12 protein-coding genes are annotated in these 16007 nt (G+C 39.6%); 6 read left to right on the top strand and 6 right to left on the bottom strand.

Features of this window, described 5'->3' with window-relative positions:
- Window positions 1-216: 216 nt before the first annotated feature.
- Complete coding sequence (locus A9479_RS01730; protein WP_064662537.1) at window positions 217-2772, bottom strand: TonB-dependent siderophore receptor; 2556 nt, start codon at window positions 2770-2772, stop codon at window positions 217-219.
- Between the two features lie 177 nt (window positions 2773-2949).
- Window positions 2950-3261, bottom strand: a complete 312-nt coding sequence (locus tag A9479_RS01725) for a DUF962 domain-containing protein (RefSeq protein ID WP_064662536.1) — start codon at window positions 3259-3261, stop codon at window positions 2950-2952.
- Between the two features lie 157 nt (window positions 3262-3418).
- Between A9479_RS01725 and A9479_RS01720 the strand changes: the two genes are divergently transcribed.
- On the top strand, window positions 3419-5575 hold the full coding sequence (locus tag A9479_RS01720; protein WP_064662535.1) for a prolyl oligopeptidase family protein: 2157 nt from the start codon (window positions 3419-3421) through the stop codon (window positions 5573-5575).
- A gap of 68 nt (window positions 5576-5643) precedes the next feature.
- On the opposite strand, the gene A9479_RS01715 is transcribed toward A9479_RS01720, so the two are convergent.
- Window positions 5644-6936: an anti-phage deoxyguanosine triphosphatase gene (locus tag A9479_RS01715; RefSeq protein ID WP_064662534.1), complete on the bottom strand. Its 1293-nt coding sequence runs from the start codon at window positions 6934-6936 to the stop codon at window positions 5644-5646.
- Between the two features lie 181 nt (window positions 6937-7117).
- On the opposite strand from A9479_RS01715, the gene A9479_RS01710 reads away from it, so the two are divergent.
- Together A9479_RS01710 and A9479_RS01705 are read left to right on the top strand one after the other, a co-directional pair.
- The gene (locus A9479_RS01710) at window positions 7118-7927 is read left to right on the top strand and encodes a glucosaminidase domain-containing protein (protein ID WP_064662533.1); all 810 of its coding nucleotides are present in this window, start codon (window positions 7118-7120) and stop codon (window positions 7925-7927) included.
- Window positions 7920-8588 carry a DUF2987 domain-containing protein gene (locus A9479_RS01705; RefSeq protein WP_058154755.1) on the top strand — a complete coding sequence of 223 codons (669 nt, stop codon included), beginning with the start codon at window positions 7920-7922 and terminating at the stop codon, window positions 8586-8588. Before A9479_RS01710 ends, A9479_RS01705 begins: the two co-directional genes overlap by 8 nt.
- 62 nt (window positions 8589-8650) lie before the next feature.
- On the opposite strand, the gene A9479_RS01700 is transcribed toward A9479_RS01705, so the two are convergent.
- Together A9479_RS01700 and A9479_RS01695 are read right to left on the bottom strand one after the other, a co-directional pair.
- Window positions 8651-9829, bottom strand: coding sequence for a GGDEF domain-containing protein (locus A9479_RS01700; protein WP_064662532.1), 1179 nt, complete (start codon window positions 9827-9829; stop codon window positions 8651-8653).
- Window positions 9830-9964: 135 nt separating this feature from the next.
- Window positions 9965-10855, bottom strand: coding sequence for a TIGR01777 family oxidoreductase (locus tag A9479_RS01695; RefSeq protein WP_064662531.1), 891 nt, complete (start codon window positions 10853-10855; stop codon window positions 9965-9967).
- Between the two features lie 168 nt (window positions 10856-11023).
- Between A9479_RS01695 and A9479_RS01690 the strand changes: the two genes are divergently transcribed.
- Window positions 11024-12067, top strand: coding sequence for an AI-2E family transporter (locus tag A9479_RS01690; protein ID WP_058154751.1), 1044 nt, complete (start codon window positions 11024-11026; stop codon window positions 12065-12067).
- 39 nt (window positions 12068-12106) lie between these two features.
- On the opposite strand, the gene A9479_RS01685 is transcribed toward A9479_RS01690, so the two are convergent.
- Entirely contained in the window at window positions 12107-13189 is a 1083-nt protein-coding gene (locus A9479_RS01685) for an FAD-dependent oxidoreductase (RefSeq protein WP_064662530.1), read from the bottom strand.
- A 322-nt stretch (window positions 13190-13511) separates the two neighbouring features.
- Here A9479_RS01685 and A9479_RS01680 point away from each other — a divergent pair, with 322 nt between their 5' ends.
- A complete protein-coding gene (locus A9479_RS01680) occupies window positions 13512-15434 on the top strand; it encodes a hypothetical protein (RefSeq protein ID WP_064662529.1) in 1923 nt (640 codons plus the stop codon).
- A 194-nt stretch (window positions 15435-15628) separates the two neighbouring features.
- On the top strand, window positions 15629-15979 hold the full coding sequence (locus tag A9479_RS01675; protein WP_064662528.1) for a VOC family protein: 351 nt from the start codon (window positions 15629-15631) through the stop codon (window positions 15977-15979).
- The last annotated feature ends 28 nt before the right edge of the window (window positions 15980-16007 follow it).

Below are 16007 nucleotides of genomic sequence, written 5' to 3'. Positions count from 1 at the left end.
AAGAGTAAATCGTCCCTAGGCAGAACCCTTCGGGCAGCGCCTGTTTGGCATTGATGCTGCGTTATCGCCTATTTATGGGGAATAACCACACCACATAGGCTCTGCCTTGCCTAAATACCAAACAGACTGCTGCAAATTTAACCTTGAAAGATCAACAGACCCTAATCTATTAAAAAGCCACACTAAATAGTGTGGCTTTTTGTTTTTAGCTGCAGCTTAAAATTTCATTTCAACTTTGCCGTAAACATAGCGGCCATTAAAACCAAATGGCGAAAAGCCCGAGTAAGAGAACAAACGAGAGAAAGTGGTTACATCGCTCACTAAATCACGCGTTGGATCTGGGTATACATCAAACACATTATTCGCGCCTAAGCTCAGAGTAATGTTGTTATTAAGTGCATAGGCAACATCTAAGTCGGTGATCCACTTTGGCTTGAGCACTTCGTTACGCTCTGGAATTTCTGATGGGTCTTGTGTTTCACCATAGCGAGTGCTGCGAAGTGTGGTACGCCATTCGTTTAGTGTCCATGTAGCGCTTAGGTTGTATTTATTACGCGGGGTACTTACTTCAAAACGACGCAGTTCATTACCCGAGAACAAATTATCTTGTTCAACACCTACACTTTGTAGCTCAGCGGGTGGGGCAATAATATTAGTCACTTCGTTTTTGCCGTAGTTATAGCCTAAATTAAACGCTACATCACCGTAGTTTTCGGTCATTAGGTTGTAAGAGGCAACCACATCAACGCCACGGGTTTTGCTATCAATCGCGTTTAAGAAAAACCGCCCTTGGTTAGCTCCAGTGCCCTCAAGTAAGCTTGCTACACCTGCACCCGACAGGTTATTTGATAACACAATACGGTCATCAATTAATATTTGGTAATAATCCACAGATAAGCTGAAATTAAAGTCGGTTGACCAGGTAAAACCTACCCCGTAGTTGGTGGCTTCTTCTGCATCTAAGCCCGGTGATCCCAATGCAACGGCTACATCACTGCTTGGGGCAAACGTCCCTGTTTGTGTTGGAATACCATCAACAAACACGGTGGCCACTGAAGTAAAATATTGCTGTTGCAGAGAGGGCGCTCTAAAGCCGGTTGATACAGAGCCGCGTAATGCTAAATCTTCTGTTAGCGTATAACGGGTGGCAATTTTACCATTAAGCGTATCGCCAAAGTCAGAGTAGTCTTCATAACGCGCTGCGACGGCAACGTTCCAGTTATCTGTAATAAAGGCTTCTAAATCAACGTAAAGGCTAACATTATGGCGGCTGTTATCACCCGCAGACTCAGGTGTGAAACCTGGGAATACTTGCGAACCTGCAGAGCCAAATGGGCCATTAACTGGGTCGGTTACTGCGCCACCAGGGCCAAAAGTGCCTTGTGCGTATGAGGCTTCTTCGCCTGCCTGAATTTCGTAGCCTTCACGACGATACTCAGCACCCACTGCGACGTTAATTCCGCTAGCTAAAAAGTCAGCATCAATCTCGCGGCTAAAATCAAGGTTAATAGTCAGCTGATCGTAGGTAAGTGTACCGGCATCAAAACTGGTTTGACTGCTAGGTCCATATGAGGTGTTTAAGCTATCAATAACACCAAAGTTAAAGGCATCTTGGCCGTATACAGCAGAAGCGTCGTAATTCCATTCATTAGCAAAACCTTTTACGCCAAGTGCTAACGAAAAATCGTCAATATCTGAGGTGATCACCGGTAAAAAGCCATCAGGATAAATATCTGTTACGTTACGGCTGTCTTGTGCGCGACGATAAAAACCTCCGCCTTCGCCTTCACGCTTGCTGTAAGAGCCAAACGAGTAAAGCTCGGCATCGTTAGTTAATTGATAACCGGCATTATAAAACAGCGCGAAGTCTTCAACGGTGCCATTGCCAAAGTTATGATTGTAACGATCCCATGTGAACTCACGCGGATCAAGAGAGCCATCAGGTAGGCGGGCGTAATTTTCGCGCTGGTCATAATCAGAGCGATTCGTTGAGCTACGGTCGCGATATTCAGTAGAAATACTTAAAAAGCCGTTATCGCCCAATTCAAACCCCATATTACCTTGCAGGGTTAAGGTTTGGCCGTCGGTCAGCGAACGGTCGCTGCCTTCATTAAAGGCTAAGTTGCCATTGGCATCTTCAGAAACGGATTCTAGTTGAGGCACACCCTGCATTTCGGTGATGTTTGCTCCATATACAGCACCTAGGCTGCCGCCACTGCTATTACTTTTAAGGACAATATTAATCACACCGGCAATGGCGTCTGAGCCATATTGCGCAGCGGCACCATCGCGCAATACTTCTATTCGCTCAATGGCATTGGCTGGAATAGCGTTTAAATCAACCGATGATGACCCACGACCGGTTGAACCATTTAAATTAAGCAGTGCATTACTATGGCGACGTTTACCATTTACGAGCACTAAGGTGTGATCAGGTGCTAAGCCACGCAGTTGAGCGGGGCGCACATGGTCGCTGCCATCGGTGATTGATGGCTGAGGGAAATTAAAGCTTGGTAATAAGGTGCTCAGTAGTGCATTGGTTTCAGTTTGACCTGAACTTTTTAGGGCATCGCCGCTAATGATATCAATCGGAACTGGGCTGTCTTCAACTGTGCGGCCGAGTCGGCGAGAGCCAATTACACTAATTTGTTCAATATTTTCTTCTGCTTGTGTTTCTTGCTGTGCGGCATTTACCGACCACGATCCAAGTAGTGCTGCGGCAACACTGAGTGTTATGGTTTTTTTTGCTGTAAATAGCTGTTTTAGTTGCATGATTAGTTTCCCTCATTCAATGCTCTACAGGTAATTCAATTATTAATGAACTAATTGAAATTTCTGTTGTCAAGGTAGACCATTTTTACAACCAAGGTCAATTGAATTACATTCAATCTACAATTTATTTACAGTGGCAGGTGGAGTATTTGAGTAGCTTGTAGCGTAAGTCGCCATTTACCATTTGATTTTACCTGTGAGTATATCTTTAAACATTACCCAATCGCCCCATAAACTATACAACGGGTGCTTAAATGTAGCAGGGCGGTTTTTTTCAAAAAAGAAATGTCCAACCCACGCAAAGCCATAACCAATCACTGGTAATAACCATAACAATATAAGTTGTGAGCTAAAAAACGCATAGCCTGTCAGTAACAGTACTAAACTACTGCCTATAAAGTGCAATCTACGACAGGTTTGATTACGATGCTCTTTTAAGTAATAAGGGTAAAAGCGTTTAAAGCTGGAAAAGGATTGAGTGTCTGTCATTACTTAGCCTATTGGTGTTTAAACGTTGTTCATTAATGTATTTAAGCGTAACTAAGCGCAGGTTAACAGCGATAAATGACGTTTAACGCATCTTAATAGACAAAAGCGGTGAAAGTTAATAGTTTAGACTGACTATAAATAAAATAATGGTAAAGTAATGCTTAAAAAAACACTGACCTGTGCGGTTGTAATCGCACTTGCGGGTTGTTCACAACCTGCAGAAAACACCACTCAAAATGAAGTAAAAACAGCAATGAAAGCAGTTAACTCTCTAGATTACCCTGAAACTAAAAAAGGCACCGTGGTTGATAGCTACTTTGGTGAAACTGTGGCTGATCCGTATCGTTGGTTAGAAGATGATATGAGTGATGAAACGGCTCAATGGGTTAAAACACAAAACAACCTAACCTTTTCATATTTAGAGCAGATACCGTACAGAGATACGTTAAAACAGCGCCTTGAAAAGTTAATGAACTACGAAAAAATCAGCGCGCCGTTTACCGAAGGTGACTACACCTATTTTTATAAAAATGATGGCCTGCAAAATCAGTATGTTTTATATCGCAGTAAAGACGGCGGCGAGGCTGAGATTTTCTTAGATCCTAATACCTTTAGTGAAGATGGTACCACTTCAATGTCGGGCTTATCATTTTCAGAAGATGGCTCATTGTTAGCATACCAAATATCGGAAGGTGGCAGTGATTGGCGTAAAATCATTGTTATAGACACCGAAACCAAAGAGCAAGTAGAGCAAGCACTGGTTGATGTTAAATTTAGTGGCGTAAGTTGGTTGGCAAATGATGGTTTTTATTATTCAAGCTACGACAAACCAGAAGGCAGTGAGCTTTCTGCAAAAACTGATCAACATAAAGTGTACTACCATAAATTAGGCCAAGCCCAAAGCGAGGATACGCTAGTATTTGGCGATACCGCTGAGCAAAAACACCGTTATGTAGGCGCTAAAGCGACCAAAGATGGCCGTTATTTGTTTATTAGTGCTAGCGTATCGACCTCAGGCAATAAGTTATTTATTAAAGATTTAACTAAGCCAGATAGCGAGTTTGTTACCGTAGTGGGTAATACCGACTCTGATACCAGCGTGATTGATAACGAAGGTAGCAAGCTATTTTTGGTTACTAACTTAAATGCTCCAAATAAAAAAGTAGTGACGGTTGATGCAAGCAACCCGCAACCTGAAAACTGGCAAGACTTTATTCCAGAAACTGTAAACGTACTCAATGTAACGCTTGGCGGTAACACATTCTTTGCCAACTACATGGTTGATGCTATTTCTAAAGTGAAGCAGTATAACAAGCAGGGCGAATTGATCCGTGATATAAGTTTACCAGGCGTTGGTACGGCGGGTGGTTTTGGCGGTAAAAAAGAGCAAACTACGCTTTATTACTCATTTACTAACTACAAAACACCTGGGACGACTTACAGTTTTGACGTACAAAGTGGTGAGTCTAAAGTATATCGTAAGTCAGGGATTGATTTTAATAGCGACAACTACACCTCTGAGCAAGTATTTTATACCTCTAAAGATGGCACTAAAGTACCGATGATTATTACTTACAAAAGTGATATTAAATTAGACGGTAGCAACCCAACTATTTTATATGGCTATGGTGGCTTTAATATAAGCTTAACACCTCGCTTTAGCTCTACAACAGCGGCTTGGCTTGAGCAAGGCGGCGTATACGCAGTGGCAAACATTCGTGGTGGCGGTGAGTATGGTAAAGAGTGGCATAAAGCAGGTACGCAATTGCAAAAGCAAAACGTATTTGACGACTTTATTGCTGCCGCACAATACTTACAAGATAAAAAATACACCTCTAAAAAGCGCCTAGCACTGCGAGGTGGTTCAAACGGCGGGTTATTAGTCGGTGCCGTAATGACCCAGCGACCTGACTTATTTCAAGTGGCGTTACCTGCGGTAGGTGTACTGGATATGCTTCGTTATCATACCTTTACTGCTGGCGCTGGTTGGGCATACGATTACGGTACTAGCGACCAAAGTAAAGAAATGTTTGATTACTTAAAAGGCTACTCGCCAATTCATAATGTAAAAGCAGGGGTTGAATATCCGGCGACTATGATCACTACAGGCGATCATGATGACCGCGTTGTACCGTCGCATTCATTTAAATTTGCAGCAGAGCTTCAAGCGAACCAAGCGGGTACTAATCCAACGCTTATTCGTATTGAAACCAATGCAGGCCACGGTGCGGGTACGCCAACCAGTAAAATTATTGACCTTTATGCCGACATGTACGGTTTTACGCTTTACAACATGGGCATTAAATCACTTTAATGTGACTTTATAAGCTAACGAAAAGCCGAGTTACTTAAGTGACTCGGTTTTTTTTTATGCTCACTACTTTATTGTATGGGAGAGAACAACCGTTGATAAGTTTTATAAGCGTATTCGTCACTCATACCGCTTAAGTAGTCACAAATAATTCGCATGCCTTGATGGTGTTTTTCGGCTTCTAGGTAAAGTGCTTGCGTGGTTTCGGGTAATAACCGCATTGGATCGCTGGCAAATGCGGTAAACAGTTCAATAAGCAGGTTCTGCCCTTTAAATTCTATTTGTTGCATTTGTGGGTCGCGTATCAAGCGTTGAAATACAAAATGTTTAAGTATTTGTAATACGCTTTCGTATTGCTGATCTAATTTAGCGGTGTGCTTTAAAATAGGGCATTCAAAGGCATCGTTTTGTATGTCTAAATGAATATGAATAATAAAGGTATTTACTAATTCACCAATGGCATCTTTACGCTCATGTTCGTGTTTTGAAAATAATCGCTCTGTAAGTGATTTAAGTAGCGTATTTAACCAATCATAGTTGAGTGCTTGTAAGTGCGGCAATGCATGGGTTAACCAATCGTCTAGGCTTAACACATCGGTGGCTATGGCATCTTCAAGATCGTGTACGGCATAGGCAATGTCATCAGCCAGTTCCATAATGGCACTATCGAGAGATTTATAGCGTGTTTTAGCTCGGTATGAATCTACAATATTTTGGCTGGTTAATAATGCTTTATCATTTTGACTCAGTGGTTCAATGATCCAATTAAATATAGGTGCATCGTCATTGTAAATACCTTTAGCAGGTCGCCAGTCGTCGGCTTTTATAAACGCGCGTTGTTTATCTACTTTGGGAATGTTGTACCACAACTGATTGATAAAACCAGGGTACTTTATAAACCCTAATAATGTGCGCCTTGTTAAGTTCATGCCATAGCCATTACTGTAAGGCTCTAGTTTGGCAACTATTCGTAGTGTTTGTGCGTTACCTTCAAACCCGCCATGATCACGCATCATGTAGTTAAGCGCAATTTCTCCGCCGTGCCCAAAGGGCGGATGGCCGATGTCGTGCGCTAAACATAAGGTTTCGAGTAATCCGGTTGATGGAAAATGTTCAAAACGAGGGTGCAGGGCTTTTAAGTGACGTAATATGCCCGTGCCTATTTGCGATACTTCTAAAGAATGGGTAAGACGTGTGCGATAAAAGTCATTTAAACCAATACCCATTATTTGAGTTTTGGCTTGAAGGCGTCTAAATGCTGCAGCATGAATAATTCGAGAGCGGTCTATTTGCCAAGGAGAGCGGTTATCGTTTGGGCGGTGCTTATATTGTTCAATTATTCTATTTTGCCACTGTTTATCCATGTCACAACCTATCTCTATATCTACGACTTTAACGCTTAGTATATTATAAATAACTCACAATAGGCGTATGAATTTTATTCAGTTGTTCGGTATTCGCGTTTATAAAGTGGCTTAGGTATAATGAGTGTTCGTATGTATGTGACTACACCATACATAACTTAGAGTTTAATTGAGATAATACATGTTAAAAACTATTTTTCAGTTGTTGTTAGCCGCCCTTGTTATTTGGGCACTTACTCATCCATTTATACAAACTGATGAGTTTGTTTCAGATGAACAAACACGTGCTGACGACATTAAAAAAGAAAAGAAGAAAGAAAAACCATTGCATAATGTTAAGTTGCCAAAATTCTCAGAATACACCGATGTAAAAGAGAAAAAGCATGCGTTTTTTAACTTCATTAAGCCCCATGTAGAAGCCGAAAACAAAAAGATTTTACAGCAACGTGCAAACATTGAAATTGCGCGCATGATGCTAGAACACGACGAGCCGTTAAGTAAAAAACAAGCGAGCGATATTAAAAAAATACTTAAATTATACCGCTTACCTGAAACCTTAGACACGCTTACACTAACTCAAGCGCTGCGCCGTGTAGATATTATTCCTAAAGAACTTGCCCTAATGCAAGCTGCTAATGAGTCGGCATGGGGTACCTCACGCTTTGCCCGAATAGGCTTAAACTTTTTTGGCCAATGGTGCTACAAAAAAGGCTGTGGCATGGTGCCAAGAAGACGTAATAATGAAGCCGAGCATGAAGTGGCTGCATTTAAATCGGTTCGCGCTGCTGTAACGTCATATTTTAGAAATATTAATACGCATAAGGCTTATAAACAATTACGCAGTATACGTGAAGATTTACGCGCACAGCAAAAGCCAATTAAGGCGACTAAGCTAACCCTTGGGCTGATGTCCTACTCAGAGCGTGGTGAAGCGTATATTGAAGAGCTAAATACGATGATCAATCAAAACCGAGCGTACTTTGATGAATAAACCAGTATTAAAATTAGTTACGACTATAGCGACCTGCTTTTTAGCAATAGCGGCAAATAACACCTATGCTAAAGAGTTTGTTATGTCGTATGACGGTTTTTACGACCGTTTAAAAGTAGTAAACAAAGGCGATTTTCAGTACGCCCGCGTAAACTTTTATATTAGCGATATTGGTACTAACGAAGTATGTAGTATCAAAAGCGGGACTATTTTAACTGAAAAAAATGAGTACCCGCTTAATTACACTGACAAAGCGCAACTGTTATTACCGTATGATAAGCAGCTTGATACTGACAAAGCGGTGATTGTGGTTCAGCCTAAAAATCCGGTTCATGATTGTCAGTTAAAGCTTCAAATAGAGGCCAACGAGCTAGAAGGGCTAACCTTTTCAAAGCAATCATTATTAACCATTAATAATGAGCTTGAAGCGCTTTTAACAGACTTGTCGGGCTTTTTTGTTAGCAAACTAATGTGGTTTTTACTGCCTGAGCAAAAAGGGGTGGTTGTTACTTTTAACGCGCCTAAACAATTTGATGATGAGCGCATAACATGCGAAGAATCAGTATGTTATTTTGAAGTAACAGACAGCTGGCAAAACGACACCAAAGTATTGGCTGATATAAACGAGGTAGTTAAAGTAACGCCTTGGATCAGTAAGTAATAAAATTAATTGGTTTGATTATAAAGCGGGGTCAGGTTTGACCTCGCTTTTTTATCCCTAAATTAAATAATGGCAGAGGGGCTATTCATGAGTGCGCTTTTTTCATCATGAGTAACAACTTTATTTCGGCCCGTTTCTTTAGCAAGGTATAGGCGTTTATCAGCTTGTAATAGCAGCTCTTGCATATTTAAATCGCGAATAAGTGCGCTACTTACTCCAGCACTAACAGACAGTGCAATACTATTACCGTTAAAATAAAAGGGATATTGATCAATACTTCTGCATAGCTTTTGGGCTAACTGCCTAGCTTGAGTAAGATTTTTTTGGTTAAGGAAAATAGCAAACTCTTCTCCGCCAATTCGAGCGGTAATGCCTGCTTCAAAAAACAATTCGTTAATATGTTGTGCAATCCACTTTATTGCTTCGTCGCCAGTTTCATGACCATATTGGTCGTTCACTTGTTTAAAAAGATCGATGTCGAGCATAATTAACGACACTCTGCTGTTAAGCGGTGCAGTGTGGGTTATTTTTTTACATAGGCGGAAAAAGCCTCGCCTGTTTAATAATTGTGTGAGCGGATCGTGATTCGCTAAGTTTATTAGTTTTGATTCTTCATTGGCAAAAGCAATAAACGGCAGAATTAACGCACTGGCTGTGGTTAAAAATAAATGCGAGACCAATAATAGTTGTAACCCTGCGGCTAAGTTCGCCTGACTAATTTGGCTAAAGTAGGGTAAAACAAGGAGTACAACTTGCAACAGCATTATTACACTGTGTAGTGAAAAGCAGGCAATTAGTAGTCGTTGCTGTACTTTAGCAACACTGGGGGTTTTAATCATTAAATAGGCCGCGTAGCTAAATAGTACGGCAGTAATGATACTGGTAATAATTTGCCCCGCATCAATGAGATACACAGCAAGTAGCAATGTGCAACATATAGCACAGGCATAATATAAAGGCGTTAGCTTTACTGCAGGCACCGTACTTTGTGGTATTAACCCTAAAATAAGCAGGAGTGGGGTTAAAATAATAAACAGGTAAGCAAAAAAGTAAGTTAAAAGTGGATAGTCAATCACCCCTCTCAAACCAATTAGGGCAATAGCAGTTATAAAAGAGCAGCAGGCAGTAGCAAAAAATAAAAAGCTAGGTTGTTTTTTATATGAATACACAGAAAAAAAGAACACTGCAATAAACAAGTTAAGAATAAAACAGAGGCTAATTAATGTGGGTAAATGAAGCATGTTTTAGTTGCTCTTTTAGCTGAATAAGAAATAACACTTAACTCATTATTAGGTAGTAACACTAAAATAGCAAGGGAGTAAAAAGTATTAACTTTATACTCCCTCGCTACAAACTTAACCCTTTAAGACCAGTCGTTAAACTAAACTTTTTAATGCGGCATCGATTTCAGAAAAGTGAAAACGGTAATTATTTTCTAATGCTTTTTTAGGCACCACAAATTGGCCGGTTGTGAGTAGATCTGACATTTCTCCCATTAAAACATTGAGCACAGCTGCAGGCATGGGCATAAAGGCAGGGCGTGACAATGCTTTGCCCAATGATTGGCTAAATTGTTTATTGCTCACCGGATGCGGGGCAGTGGCATTTACAGCACCAGAGATATCTTGATTACGAATCAAAAATAAAATGAGCTGCACCATGTCATCAATGTGGATCCACGACATACCTTGCTCGCCATTGCCAATTGGCCCGCCTAAACAAAGCTTAAATGCAGGCAACATTTTTCCAAGTGCGCCGCCTTTTTTAGCCAGTACAATACCTGTGCGAAGTAAGCAAACACGGGTATCGTCAGACTCAGCTTTTAATGCAGCGAGTTCCCAATCCTTACAAAGTTGGTGACTAAATTCATCGTGCGGTTCTGTGTTGTTTTCATCAACTTGGGTTTTACCTTGGCGACCATAATAGCCTATTGCACTGCCTGAAATAAACGTATGTGGTGGTGTATGACACTGATTAATTGCATCACTTATGGCTTGGGTAATAATAATTCGGCTATCACGTATTTTTGCTTTTTGTTTATCACTCCAGCGTTTATTAACGATAGGTTCGCCGGCTAAATTAATGACAATATCGACCGTATTTAAATCGACATCGTCTAAGCTGCTAACAGCATTTACTCTGTGGCCTAACAACACTTTAGCTTTGGTTGGATTTCTACTTAGTACCGTAATGTCGTGGTGGTGCAACAAGAAAGGGCAAAGGTGCCTACCAATCAAGCCCGTGGCGCCTGTAAAAAATATATGCATTGCAACTCCAAAATTATAAATAAAGCGGGATGTTTAAAATTTATACTCCCCAGCTCAACGATTTGCAAATTTATACGTACCATTGATTATTATGATCACCCATAAATATTTCATTCTATTAGCTTTTGCCTTACACTGAAGCCAAATAACAGCAATAGGATAAGAGTATTGGCAAGTTTAACTGGGGTAAATAAAAGCTTAATTATTTTTGCAGCGTTGGTCATTGTATTAGCGGGCATTAAAGCCGCAAGTGCTATTGTTATTCCGTTTATTTTGGCAGCATTCATCGCCATTATTTGTAGCCCACTCATTAATTTTTTTGCTCGCTACCGTATTCCAAAAGGCATAGCGGTGGTGCTTGTGGTGCTTATTATTATGGGCTTAGGTGTTAGCTTAGGCGGTTTAGTGGGGCAGTCGGTTAATGACTTTTCAAAGCAGTTACCTGAATACAAAGCACAGTTAAAAGAAGAATTTGTATGGCTGGTTGATATGGCCTCGCAATACAATATTTTAATTAATAAAGAACAAATTTTGTCTATGTTCGACCCCGGTAAAATGGTTGATGTTGCCACCAATATGTTAACCGGCTTAGGTAGCGTAATGGCCAATATGTTTTTAATTATTTTAACGGTTGTTTTTATGCTGTTTGAAGGGCCCATACTTGGCAAAAAAATTCATTTAGCACTAGACGACCCCGACAGCAAAATTAAGCAAATTGACCGCTTTTTAGACTCTATCAACTCTTATTTGGCCATTAAAACCCTAGTAAGTTTAGCCACCGGTGTAATTGCTGGTTTTTACTTGTGGATACTCGATGTTGATTACTTTGTACTTTGGGGTGTATTGGCATTTATGCTTAATTACATTCCTAACATTGGTTCAATCATAGCGGCTGTGCCAGCACTGTTACTGGCGCTTATTACTCAAGGCCCCTTAGTGGCAGGGCTTGTTGGCGCGGGTTATTTAACTATAAACACCGTAATGGGTAATATTGTAGAGCCTAAATACATGGGTAAAGGGTTAGGGCTTTCTACGTTAGTGGTGTTTTTATCGTTAATATTTTGGGGCTGGCTATTAGGCTCTGTGGGTATGTTGTTATCGGTGCCGTTAACCATGATTGTAAAAATAGCGCTAGAAGCCAGTGACGAAGGGCGTTGGTTAGCAACCATGCTTGGCACAGGTGAAGAAACCGTCATTAAATCAGAAAACTAATGCTTTACAAAGGCGTGGCTAAGCACGCCTTTAACATTATTAAGTATTTATTAAATTAGCTAAGGCGCTATCTACGGCGTTTATAGCCCCCTCTAAATAGCCAGCCTCCTGCTTTGCAAACTCACTGCCCACAAAATGCACTTTTAACTGTTTAAGCTGCTCGCCAAGCCCTGAAAAATTAAATTCAGGATGCTGCGATACACCTAGTTGGTCATCCTTGTTGGCCACAAATTCATCCTCAGCCCAATCTTTTAATGTGCAATGAGTGGCAGTATAAGCCTGCTCACCATAAAAATAACCAAGCTGATCAAGGCAAGCTTGGGTTAATTGCTCGCGAGTTACTTGACTTCGCTTTAAGTAAGGCACGCCAATAAAGCCAAATAGAGCAGGGTGAGCATGATCACTTGCTGACGCATCATGTATTTCTACTAACGGGCCAACACGGCTAAAACATTGCCCAGATAAGTTTTTATCTCGCCAAAAAGCGTGCTCAAAGGTGGCAACAAACTTTGCTTGGCCAGCCATCCACGTCGGCACCGACGTTAAACGCTGAGTTAAAACATTATCAGCCCATAAATGCGGGGTTAAATGCTGGCCGATCATTCTAGGGGGTAACGCCAACAGTAACTGAGCGCAAGTAAAGTGCTGCTTACTCCCTTGGTAATTAGCGCTTATATGCCAGCCATCGGAGAGCTTTTTTACTTCGCTAACAGCGTGCTCTAATTTAACGGTGTTTGGGTCAAGCTGCTGATAAAGCGCATTAATAAGCTGGGTCATGCCGTTTTGTATTCTAAATAGCTGCATTTCACCTGCGCCTGCAATTTGCTGAGCAGGGGCAGTATGCGATGCTTGATACAACACATCGCCTTGGGTGTATTGCTCAAACACAGGGATGTTTAAATTAGTAACTAACTGTTGAATATTAGGCTGGTGCGGAAATATCCAGGTAGGGCCCAAATCATGGCCAATGATGTTGTTAGTTGCCAAAAAGTGAGAGGCAATTCGGCCACCCAAATTGGCTTTGGCTTCTAATAATAAAAACGGAATATTTCGCTTTTTTAGGTTGTAAGCGGCATATAAGCCCGCTAAGCCACCACCAATAATAACCACAGGTTTATGCATTTTAAAATCACTTTAGCTAAATCAATCTACTGGTAGGTAGTTTGTGGTTTTTATGCAGATTTGTCAAAACGTTTTATGGGCTGAGTGAGTAAGCTTTAGTGTGCACTCATACTCAGGAAAATGACCCAAGCGCGCACAGAATGTTAATTAGTAATGTTTAAAATAATAAAACCTAATGATAGCAATGTGTTAGCTAATCTGTTAAAACTATATAACAAGGAAAATGAGCGCGGCGGTTGTATAGATATGCCCAAATAGCGCATTACTAAATTTTTGAAATTCATCAAACTTATGATTCTCGTTAAAGCTTTAGGAATAGATAATGAATGTACAAGAAAAACAAAAACTAAGAAGTGCTTTTGAGTCAATATTGCGAGCGGATTACATCACGCTTGACAACCTAAATGAGCTTGGTGATTTAGAAGAGTACTTTATAGATTTCTTCGGAATACTAGAAAGTTTACTTCAAAAACAAGATAATTTTATTAGTGGAAGAAGGGGAACTGGAAAAACAACAAATCTTTTAAGGGGATACTACGAGTGTTTAAAATCAATATCTCCAAAACTTAAAAGTAAAGCTCGTTTAATATCACAAGAGAAAGTACTGCCAATTTATATAGATCTTAGCACTTGCAATGATCTTTTTGACTCAAAAAACGATCTTAATTTAATAGAAATTCATTTCATTCGTCAAATAATTGAGTCGTTAAAAAAACAGCTTAATCTGATGTTTGAAGAAAAGTTTTTAGCTGTTTTTTCTAAAGAAAATCCTGCTTTGAATGATTTAGATTTTATTGAAAAAGTTTTAGTTGAAGGAATTACACTTTCGTCATCAAAGCAAGTCAGTTTAACAAGTGCTAGAAAAGCGATTGAAAGCTCTGAAGTATCAGGTGAAATATCAAATACTAAAGTAAAGGCTTCAGGTAAACAAAACGAGTCATATGAACTTGCTCAAAGTAAAACCGTAGATCAAATCAAAGGTCTAAATGTACAAGAATTTCTAAATAAAATAAGCGATATAAAAAATAAAGCGGATATCGATTCTATTTATGTGTTTGTTGATGAATATTCAGATCTAAGTCCTGAAGCTCAAGCAACCTTTAGTGCTCTTTTAAAGTCATTTTTAGGCTCTAGAATTGGTATGTTTTTCAAGGTGGGCGTTATTACTGATCGTTATGATTTTGGTGAACGAATTATTGTCGGGCGGGATATTTTTCCGATTCCTCTCGACTTTAATGAGTATGCTGATAGATACGATGGAACAATTGCAGCGATCAATAAAACTCAAACATTTGTTGAAACTTTGATAACCAAACGAATAGAGAAGTTTTGTCCAAATCTGAAAGTGACCGACGTATTTAAATCTAACTTTCCTGAAATCATATATAGGGTCACCAGAGAAACGCTAGGCGTATCAAGAACTATTGGTATTATTTTGCAAAATGCTTTTGCACAGGCAAGTTCTACTCCTGATTGTAAGATCGGTTTAGCTGAAATTAATTATGGTATTAGTAGTGCAAGAAAAACATACCAAAAACAGTTTACTGGAAGTGTCAAAAAAAGGCTTGTTCCAGGTTTTCATTTAGATATGTGGAATGCGATATTAGAGAGGGCAATAGAAGAAAAAAATAAATACCCTGACAGACCTGCAAGTCACTTCATGGCAGATCCAATTCGAAATGATTATTTAAATGTTCTTTGTGAAAATTTTTTAATTCACTTTATGTCAGAAAATGTAACATCTAAACATGGCGGTAAATATAATCTTTATTCAATAGATTATGATGTCTGTAGTGAATTTAAGATTAAGTACGCTGATAAAAAAGATGAATACACTCCAATTAGATTCATTTACGATTCAGTACTCTCTGGGTTTGACCCATATTTTTTAGAGTCAAAACAAAAAAGTTATCAGTGCCCTGAATGTAAAAAAATTTACGCAGAGGAAAAAGTCAAGCACGCTAAAGTTAAACGATGTTTTGATGATGACGAGAAATTAATAGAAATCATTCACCAAGAAGCGCCCGTTACAAATGGAAATTTCGCAGAAGTAGAAATAAGAATCTTAGGTTTAATATCACAAATTTTACCAGATGAAGGGCTTACAGCTAGAGAAGTTGCTGACTCAGTCGGATGTACCGTTCAAAAAGTTTCTGCATGGGCAGGAAAAGTTTTAGCTAAAAAAGGTGAGATCGGCATAGATAAATCACATAGCCCGTATAAATACCATACGGCTGAATTATAGAGTTTCTAACAAGCTGCTTAAAAAGTAAAAATATGGTTGGCTTATGTTTTTATATCACTTATTTTAAGTACCTGATAATTGCTTATAATTCGACAATAAAAGTTTATTAAATATAATCGAGCATTGCTGCTACCTTTGTATATTACTAGCACAAGCCACAAATAAGATAAGTGATAATAAGGGTAAAAACTAAAATGACTCAAAATAATAAAATTAACTATATTGAAATTCCTGCACAAAATATTGCAGCTACTAAGGCTTTCTTCAGTACGGTGTTTGGCTGGTCATTTGTAGATTATGGCCCAGAATATTGTAGTTTTACCGCGCAAGGGGTTGATGGTGGTTTCTTTAAGTCTGATTTAGTTGTTTCTACTAAAAATGGAAGCCCGTTGATCGTGTTATATAGTAATGAACTTGAAGCGACTCAAGATAAAATTGAGAAAGCAGGGGGCAAAATAATTAAGCCTATATTTTCATTTCCAGGTGGTAGACGATTTCACTTTAGCGATCCAAATGAAAATGAATTCGCGGTATGGTCTGAGTAATCATATAGCAAAGTACAAAAACTAACAA

The sequence above is a fragment of the Pseudoalteromonas sp. MQS005 genome, assembly GCF_001661605.1.
In the GTDB taxonomy this organism is placed as follows: domain Bacteria; phylum Pseudomonadota; class Gammaproteobacteria; order Enterobacterales; family Alteromonadaceae; genus Pseudoalteromonas; species Pseudoalteromonas tetraodonis.
The sequence above is the reverse complement of the archived record's forward strand: the minus strand, read 5'-3'. Positions and strand labels throughout refer to the sequence as shown.

What these genes read in the sequence shown, in the direction of transcription:
- A9479_RS01685 (WP_064662530.1), bottom strand. Translation starts at nt 13,189, where the DNA reads ATGCATAAACCTGTGGTTATTATTGGTGGTGGCTTAGCGGGCTTATAT.
- A9479_RS01695 (WP_064662531.1), bottom strand. Translation starts at nt 10,855, where the DNA reads ATGCATATATTTTTTACAGGCGCCACGGGCTTGATTGGTAGGCACCTT.
- A9479_RS01715 (WP_064662534.1), bottom strand. Translation starts at nt 6,936, where the DNA reads ATGGATAAACAGTGGCAAAATAGAATAATTGAACAATATAAGCACCGC.
- A9479_RS01725 (WP_064662536.1), bottom strand. Translation starts at nt 3,261, where the DNA reads ATGACAGACACTCAATCCTTTTCCAGCTTTAAACGCTTTTACCCTTAT.
- A9479_RS01675 (WP_064662528.1), top strand. Translation starts at nt 15,629, where the DNA reads ATGACTCAAAATAATAAAATTAACTATATTGAAATTCCTGCACAAAAT.
- A9479_RS01700 (WP_064662532.1), bottom strand. Translation starts at nt 9,829, where the DNA reads ATGCTTCATTTACCCACATTAATTAGCCTCTGTTTTATTCTTAACTTG.
- A9479_RS01705 (WP_058154755.1), top strand. Translation starts at nt 7,920, where the DNA reads ATGAATAAACCAGTATTAAAATTAGTTACGACTATAGCGACCTGCTTT.
- A9479_RS01730 (WP_064662537.1), bottom strand. Translation starts at nt 2,772, where the DNA reads ATGCAACTAAAACAGCTATTTACAGCAAAAAAAACCATAACACTCAGT.
- A9479_RS01720 (WP_064662535.1), top strand. Translation starts at nt 3,419, where the DNA reads ATGCTTAAAAAAACACTGACCTGTGCGGTTGTAATCGCACTTGCGGGT.
- A9479_RS01710 (WP_064662533.1), top strand. Translation starts at nt 7,118, where the DNA reads ATGTTAAAAACTATTTTTCAGTTGTTGTTAGCCGCCCTTGTTATTTGG.
- A9479_RS01680 (WP_064662529.1), top strand. Translation starts at nt 13,512, where the DNA reads ATGAATGTACAAGAAAAACAAAAACTAAGAAGTGCTTTTGAGTCAATA.